General features: G+C 61.7%; 6 protein-coding genes. 1 reads left to right on the top strand and 5 read right to left on the bottom strand.

Annotated features, from left to right (window positions below; translation table 11 throughout):
• On the top strand, positions 1-1466 hold a 1466-nt coding region (locus I6E52_RS12875), incomplete at its 5' end, for a SulP family inorganic anion transporter (RefSeq protein ID WP_197157975.1).
• A gap of 26 nt (positions 1467-1492) precedes the next feature.
• Here I6E52_RS12875 and I6E52_RS12870 read toward each other — a convergent pair.
• The 5 genes from I6E52_RS12870 to chvE all read right to left on the bottom strand — a co-directional run bounded on the left by I6E52_RS12870 (position 1493) and on the right by chvE (position 8139).
• Positions 1493-2902 carry a GH1 family beta-glucosidase gene (locus tag I6E52_RS12870; protein ID WP_197157973.1) on the bottom strand — a complete coding sequence of 470 codons (1410 nt, stop codon included), beginning with the start codon at positions 2900-2902 and terminating at the stop codon, positions 1493-1495.
• Between the two features lie 66 nt (positions 2903-2968).
• Positions 2969-4171, bottom strand: a complete 1203-nt coding sequence (locus I6E52_RS12865) for an ROK family protein (protein WP_197157971.1) — start codon at positions 4169-4171, stop codon at positions 2969-2971.
• Between the two features lie 42 nt (positions 4172-4213).
• The gene (gene mmsB / locus I6E52_RS12860; RefSeq protein WP_197107270.1) at positions 4214-5413 is read right to left on the bottom strand and encodes a multiple monosaccharide ABC transporter permease; all 1200 of its coding nucleotides are present in this window, start codon (positions 5411-5413) and stop codon (positions 4214-4216) included.
• A 4-nt stretch (positions 5414-5417) separates the two neighbouring features.
• Positions 5418-6947 (bottom strand): multiple monosaccharide ABC transporter ATP-binding protein, encoded by a 1530-nt coding sequence (gene mmsA / locus I6E52_RS12855; RefSeq protein ID WP_197157969.1) that lies wholly within the window; start codon positions 6945-6947, stop codon positions 5418-5420.
• Between the two features lie 88 nt (positions 6948-7035).
• Positions 7036-8139, bottom strand: coding sequence for a multiple monosaccharide ABC transporter substrate-binding protein (gene chvE / locus I6E52_RS12850; RefSeq protein ID WP_304610964.1), 1104 nt, complete (start codon positions 8137-8139; stop codon positions 7036-7038).
• Positions 8140-8207 lie beyond the last annotated feature (68 nt).

Genomic DNA, 8207 nt, shown 5'->3' with positions numbered 1-8207 from the left:
CCGCCATCGTCGCCGGCATCGTCGCCGCCGTCTTCGGTGGCTCGAACGTGCAGGTTTCCGGCCCCACCGGCGCCATGGTCGTGGTGCTCGCCCCCATCGTCGTTAGTTCTGGCGTTGAAGCCGTCGCCATCGTCACCCTGCTGGCGGGCATCATCGTCGTCATTGCCGGAGTGCTGCGCCTCGGCCGCACCGTCAGCTACATTCCCTGGCCCGTGATCGAAGGCTTCACGGTCGGCATCGGCATCATCATCTTCCTGCAGCAAGTGCCCTCGGCGCTCGGCACCGAAGGCACCGAACACCCCACCAACGCCGTGCTCGCCGCCATCGCCTTCGTCACAGCCGCCCAGTGGCCCGCCGCGCTACTCCCCCTCGCCGTTGTTGCTGCCGTGATTGCCATCATGTTGTTGCTCTCGCGCATCAGCGGGCGCCTTCCGGCATCCTTCATCGCCATCGCGGTCGTCACCATCGTTGCCCAAGCACTGGATCTTCCACTGGCCACCATCGGCGAGCTCCCCGCATCCTTGCCCTCACCGACCGTGCCGTCATTCGACTTCGACCTGACCACGCTCATCGGCCCGGCGTTCGCCGTCGCAGCCCTCGCCGCCATCGAATCCCTGCTCTCCGCCCGCGTCGCCGCCGGCATGTCCGACACTGGCCCCTATAACGCCGATCGCGAACTTGTGGGCCAAGGGTTGGCATCCGTCGCCTCCAGCTTCTTTGGCGGGATGCCGGCCACCGGCGCCATCGCCCGCACCGCCGTGAACGTGCGGTCTGGCGGTCGCACTCGCCTCTCGGCGGTCGTGCATGCCCTCGCGCTACTGACCGTCGTCTACCTTGCCGCCCAGGTTGTCGCCGTCATCCCGCTGGCAGCGCTCTCGGGCGTTCTCATGGCCACCGCTGCTCGCATGATGTCGCCGACCCTGATCAAGACCATGCTGCGCACCGGAAAATCTGAAGCAGCCGTGTTCGTGATCACCGGCATCATCACCGTGAGCTTCGACCTCATCATTGCGGTCGGCATCGGAATCGCCGCCGCAGCCTTCTTCGCTCTCCGCACGATGAGCAAAGCCAGCGGCGTTCACCGCGAAGAGCTTCCGGGCTCCCCCGAACCCGGCGACGAACGTATCGCGCTATTCCGCATCGATGGGTCCCTGTTCTTCGGAGCAGCGGAACGCCTCATCGACCGCATCAACGAACACGAAGGCCTCGAAGTCGTGATCGTGCGGCTGTCGCAACTGCACCTCGTTGATGCCACGGGTGCCCATACCCTCACCGAACTCATCACTGCCCTTGAAAAGCGCGGTGTGACCGTGATCATCAAGGGCATCCGCCCCGAACATTTAGATGTGCTCAAACGGCTCGGCGTGATCAGCTCGCTGCGCCACCCCAACCATCTGTTCGCCGACCTCGAGCCCGCGATCGAGCACGCGCGCTCGCACATTCGTCGAGCAGAGCTGGCCCGCTAACCCAGCGCGCCGCTCACGAACTCGGCTCAGCTCAGCGTCGGCGTCGTTTTGTTCTTAGCGACCTCAGACACCCACAGCCCGCTGTCTTTCACAATGCGTTCTTGAGTGTCGTAGTCGACCCGCACGATGCCGAAGCGCTTCGAGTAGCCGTAGCCCCACTCGAAGTTGTCGAGCAGTGACCACACGAGATATCCCTGCAGGTTCACCCCGCGCTGCATCGCCCGGTGCGCGGCCGTGAAGTGTCGGTTGAGATAGTCGACCCGGTCGGCATCGTGCACCCGACCATCCGTCACCTCGTCGTCGAACGCGGCACCGTTCTCGGTAATCATCAACGGCAAGTCAGGGAACCGCTCACCCAGATCAACCAGCAGTTCCTCCAGCCCATCAGGGGCAATATTCCACCCCATTGCGGTGTAGGGGCCAGCCTGCTTGAGAAACTCGACGTTGCGGCTGCCGGGCCACGCGGAGCCACCCATGTCTTTGTGACCGTCGTTCATCGCCCGCTCGCTCACGCCATCCCACATCTTCACCGTGACCGTGGAGTAGTAATTGACGCCCAAGAAATCGAGGGGCTGATGGATGGTCGCCAGATCGCCCGCGTGAACGAACGACCAATCGGTCACCTCGCTCGTGTCGGCAATGAAGTCATCGTCGTAACGACCGAGCAGCATCGGGCTCGTGAAGGCGCGATTCGCGAGTGCATCAATGCGACGCTTCGCCTCGGCATCCTCACCCCGGATCACATGGAAGTTGAGCGTCGCCGACACTTCCGGCGAATTCGTCGCGGCGGCACGGATGCGGGGCACGGCCAGACCGTGGGCCAGATTGAGGTGGTGCACGGCGGCGAGTGCGTCAGAATCCCGCGCGCGACCGGGAGCATGCGACGCCGAGCCGTAGCCCAAGTACGCCGAGCACCACGGCTCGTTGAGGGTCGTCCACGTGTGCACGCGATCGCCCAGGGCAGTGGCGGCGAGCTCAGCGTATTCGGCGAACCACATGGCGGTATCGCGCTCAGGCCAACCGCCCTCATCCTCAAGTTCTTGCGGCAGATCCCAGTGATAAAGAGTGGCGATGGGGCGGATGCCGCGGGTCAGCAACCCATCGACGAGCCGCGAGTAAAACGACACTCCCTCCGGGTTGATCGGACCCTGTCCGCCCGGCTGAAACCGTGGCCACGAGATGGAAAAACGGTAGGCGTCGAGACCCAGCTCGGCCATGAGATCGAGGTCGGACTCTAGGCGGTAGTAGTGGTCGTCAGCAACATCGCCAGTGTCGCCGTTCCAGGTCTTGCCCGGAGTGTGGCTGAAGGTATCCCAGATGGATTCAGTGCGCCCGCCATCACGCGCCGCGCCCTCTACTTGATACGCCGCCGTCGCGGAGCCGACGATGAAGTTCGGCGGAAATACGAGACCAGAATCGCGGTAATCGGAGTTCATGTAGTAACCCTAAGACCGGGAGCTTCGGTTTGGCCGAAACTATCCCGAGGCAACGAAGCGGTGAGGCTAGAGCGCCGCGGGGTCTTCGAGGAGCGCAGCGAAAGCAAGCTCAGCTGCACCAATCATCAGCAGATCCGCACCGAGTTGGGCTGGCACAATCTTCACGCCCTCGAACGATGCTTCGAGAGCCTGGCCGCGCACGCGCTCAATCAAAAACTCCGAATCGAACGCAAAAATCGATGCCAAAAAACCACCAAGCACAATGACTTCAGGATTCAACACATTCACGGCGTTACGCAGCGACGTGCCGAGGGAGAGCAGCTGCCGGTGCACCAGCGCACTCACCGCAGGATCCGTGGATTCGCGCAGCGCAGCATCCAGAGTTTCGGAATCGACGTTAGTAAGGCCAAGAGCCTGCAACAGGTCGGCGCGATTCACTTCGGTCTCAAGGCTGCCCTCTTCGCGCGTGCCCTTCTCGGCAGCACCGTTCTCGACGCGAACGTGGCCAAATTCTCCCGCATAGCCGGCACGACCGGTGAGGGGCCGCCCGCCGCTGATGATGCCGCCACCGATACCGCTGGCGCCACCGTTGAGGTAGATGAGGTCATCGATGTCGCGGCCAGCGCCATAGATGTGCTCGCCGAGAGCACCCACACTCGCATCGTTGGCGGTGGAGACGGGATAGCCGGTCGCCTCGGCCAGCAGCTCCGTGACTGGCTCATCTCGCCAATGAAGGTGAGGTGCCCAGCGCACGAGGCCGTCTTCGACGCGCACGAGACCGGGCGCCGCAATACCGATCCCGACGATGCGGCCCGTCGTTTCGTATTCCCCGCGCACGCTCTCGATGATCAGGCTGGAGATCTTCACGAACTCGGAGACTGATGGGGGCGTCTCTGTTTCATAGCGGATGCGCTTCAAGAGTGAACCGTCGAGCCCTACGACTCCTACGGTGATGGCGTCGATCTCGGGGTTGACCGCGATGGCCACCGTGCGAGCATCCGCGTTCACCATCGGCGACGGGCGACCTACCTGCCGAGTGGGATCGGGCTCACTTTCGTACGCCAGCCCCAGCTCGGTGAGCTCGGCCACGAGCGCCGCAATAGTCGAGCGGTTAAGCCCCGTCTGCGCGGTCAACTGCGAGCGGCGCTGAGCCCCGCGATGAAGCAGGGTCAGCACGCGCGACAGGTTGTGCCGCCGAGTGCGATCGCCGCGCCCACCAGTACCGGTCGGCGACGACAGCGACGACGATGGCGGGGTGTTCTGGTTCACGGGCGGTTCCACTCGATTGGCAATAAAACGTTGATGCTAAGACTAGCGACGTCCGGCGCGGCGCTTGCTCATGACATCGAACGCCACGGCAAGCAACAGAACAAGTCCCTTGATCGTTTGTTGCCAGGCGGCATCCACCGACAGGATCGACAGGCCCATGTTGAGCACACCCATAATGAGCGCACCGATCACGGCACCGATGACCGTACCGACACCACCCGTGACAGCCGCGCCACCGATGAAGACAGCAGCAATGGCATCCAATTCAAAGCTCTGACCGGCGGATGCCACGGCACCACCAGCGCGCGCCGTCGTGACGACACCCGCGAGACCCGCCAGCACACCCATGTTCACGAAGACGAAAAAGTTGATCCACGAGGTCTTCACACCACTCATCTGCGCGGCGAAGAGGTTGCCACCAATCGCGTAGACGTGACGGCCGAAGACCGTCTGGTTCAGCACGAATGTGAAGAGCAGAATCAGCACGGCCAAGATGATCAGGATGATCGGGGTTCCGCGGTAGGCAGAAAGCTGGAAGGTGAGCGCCAAGATTACGACCGCAGCGACACCGTTCTTGATCCAGAAAGACACGCTGCGCTCCACGGGAAGTTCAAGACTGCGTTGCTTGGCGCGACTGCGCACCTGCTGAGTGATCAGCATTGCTACCGCAAGAACGCCCAAGACAATTGTGAGGATGTCGCGACTGCCGCGACCTTCACCAATCGTGCCAAACAACTCGGGCAGCCAACCGCCGCCGATCGCGTTGAACTCACCGGGAAGCGCGTTGATCGTTCCGCCCGTGAGGAACACGAGCGTGAGACCGCGGAACAACAGCATGCCCGCGAGAGTGACGATGAAGGCTGGGATGCCCACGAAGGCCACCCAGAACCCCTGCCACGCTCCGACCGCTGCGCCGAGCAGAAGCGAGATAATGACGGCGGCCCACCAGGGCATGCCCCACTGGCTCATTGATATCGCGGCAACCGCGCCGACCATGGCTACGACGGAGCCCACCGAGAGGTCGATGTGTCCCGCAATAATCACGATGACCATGCCCACGGCGAGAATCAGCACATAGGCGTTCTGCTGGATGAGGTTGTTGAGGTTTCCGGGCAGCAGAAGCCGGCCATCCGTCAACACCTGGAACAGGATGACGATGACGGCGAGCGCCGCGAGGATGCCGTACTGACGCAGGTCGACCCGCATCTTGGGCAGTTTACGAGTGGGGGTTGTGGTGCTCATCGGGTTAGTCCTTTCCCGCGGTCATCAAGTGCATGAGTCGTTCTTGGGTAGCGTCGGCGCGATCAATCTCGCCGGTGATGGTGCCTTCGGAGATCGCATAGATGCGGTCGCAGAGTCCGAGAAGCTCCGGTAATTCTGAGGAGATCACGACGACCGCTTTGCCCTGACGGGCGAGGTCGTTGATGATTCCGTAGATTTCGTATTTGGCACCGACATCGATGCCGCGGGTGGGTTCGTCGAGAATCAGGATGTCGGGGCCGGAGAACATCCATTTGCTCAAGACAACCTTTTGCTGGTTGCCTCCCGAGAGGTTGCCGGCGAGCACCGACACGTTCGGAGTTTTGATGTTCATTTGGCCGCGGTAGTCCTCGGCGACTTTGTTCTCCGCAAAGCGGTCGACGATGCCGAAGCGCGAGAGCTTCGAAAGCGCCGCCGCTGAGACGTTGACGGCAATGCTGCCAATCAGGTTGAGCCCAAAATGCTTGCGATCTTCGGTGGCGTAGGCGATGCCATGGCCAATCGCTTCGCTGACGCTCTTGACCGAGATCTCCTTGCCCTCTTTGAAGGCGGTGCCGCTGATGTGGCTGCCATACGAGCGACCGAAGATGCTCATCGCGAGCTCGGTGCGCCCCGCGCCCATCAACCCGGCGAAGCCGACGATTTCGCCCGCCCGCACCGAGAACGAGGCGTCATCGACGACCTTGCGCGTGGTGTCGACCGGATGATGCACTGTCCAGTTCTCCACCCGGAATAGCTCATCGCCAATGTCTGGCGTGTGTGGCGGAAACATACTGTCGAGATCGCGGCCAACCATGGCGCGAATGATGCGCGCTTCCGTGGCATCCGCTTCCTTCATCTCGAAGGTTTCGATGGTCTGGCCATCGCGGATGATGGTGACGGTATCCGCAATCCGGCGAATCTCTTTGAGCTTGTGCGAAATGATGATGCACGTAATGCCCTGGCCGCGAAGGCTGTTGATGAGGTCGAGCAAGTGTGCCGAATCTTCATCGTTGAGGGCCGCCGTTGGCTCATCCAGAATCAGCAACTTCACTTGCTTAGAGAGGGCCTTAGCGATCTCCACGAGCTGTTGCTTACCAACACCGAGTTCGAGAACGGGAGTGCTGGGCAGTTCATCGAGGCCAACGCGCGCGAGCAACATTGTTGCTTCGCGGTTGGTCTTGGGCCAGTCGACAACACCGCGCGTGGCGATCTCGTTACCGAGGAAGATGTTCTCTGCAATAGAGAGGTAGGGGCTCAACGCGAGCTCCTGGTGAATGATGACGATGCCGTCGGCCTCGGAATCGTTGATCGACCGGTACGCGGTCTCGTGGTTCTCAAAGGTGATGCTGCCGCCATAGCTGCCGACGGGGTAGACCCCGCTCAGCACCTTCATAAGGGTTGATTTGCCGGCGCCGTTTTCGCCGCAAATGGCGTGCACCTGTCCGCGTTCCACCTCGAGGCTTACGCCGTCGAGGGCACGAACACCGCCGCTAAAGTCTTTTGTGATCTGGTTCATGCTGAGGATGGCAGTCATGAGTGTGCTCCGCTCGCAGTGACTTTCGGGGGACGGCTACTGTGCCGTCCCCCGATCGTCGAATCGTATTTCTGGGATCTAGCCGAGGCTACAGACCCACGTCTGAGGCCTGGATGAAGCCGGAGTCGATGAGCTTCGACTGCACGTCATCCTTCACAACAACCTCGGGCGCAATGAGGAATGCGGGAACAACCTTCTCGCCGTTGTCGTACGTTTCGGTGTCGTTGATCTCCGGCTCGTCGCCGGCCATGATCGCCTCGATGAAACCGAAGACAACATTGCCCAGCTCGCGGGTGTCCTTCCAGACCGTCATCGACTGTTCTCCAGCGAGGATGTTGACGACGCTAGCCTTGTCGGCATCCTGACCGGTCAAGAGCGGCCAGTCGGTGCCTGCGGTGTAACCAGCGCTGCGAAGCGAAGCGGCAATGCCCTGAGCGAGGCTGTCGTTGGGAGAAAGAACGACGTCGATCTTCTCGCCACCGGTGTAGAACGAACCCAGACGGTTGTCGAGTTCGGACTGAGCCGAGTCAGACTTCCAGCCGAGGATTCCGATGCTTGCCCAGTCATCGTTGCTCGCCGGAGCCTTGCCCGAGGGAACAACCAGCTGGCCGTTCTCTACATAAGGAAGCAAGACATCCCACGCGCCAGAGAAGAAGAACTTGGCGTTGTTGTCGTCGGGGCTACCGGCGAAAGGCTCAAGGTTGAACGGGCCGGCGCCATCAGCAAGTCCGAGCTGTTCTTCGATGAACTCACCCTGAAGCTGGCCAACCTTGTAGTTGTCGAACGTCGCGTAGTAGTCGACGTCGGGAGTGCCGTTGATCAGACGGTCGTAAGAAATGACGGCGATGTCCTGTGCTGCCGCATCGGCGAGCACCGGGGCCAGAAGCTCTCCGTCGATTGCCGCGATGACGAGGACGTCAACGCCCGAAGCGATCTGGTTCTGAATCTGGCTGATCTGAGTATCGGCCTTGTCGTCCGCGTACTGCAGGTCTGCCGAGTAGCCAGCATCTTCGAGCTGGGCCTTGAGGCCTTCGCCGTCGTTGATCCAGCGTTCGAGGCTGCGGGTAGGCATCGAGATACCGACACTACCTTCACTGCCGCCGCCAGTTCCTGCGTCGTCGCTGCTGCAGGCGGCGAGTCCGAAAGCCATTACAGTCGCTGCTGCGACCGCAATTATCTTCTTCATTGACATCGTGTTGTCCCTTTCAAATGTGATTGCCGGGCAACAAGCCAGCCACACGGGGGTATGACCGGCCGGGG

It is taken from the genome of Salinibacterium sp. NG253 (assembly GCF_015864945.1).
Taxonomy (GTDB): Bacteria; Actinomycetota; Actinomycetes; order Actinomycetales; family Microbacteriaceae; genus Rhodoglobus.
This window is presented reverse-complemented; position numbering and strand designations above follow the sequence as displayed.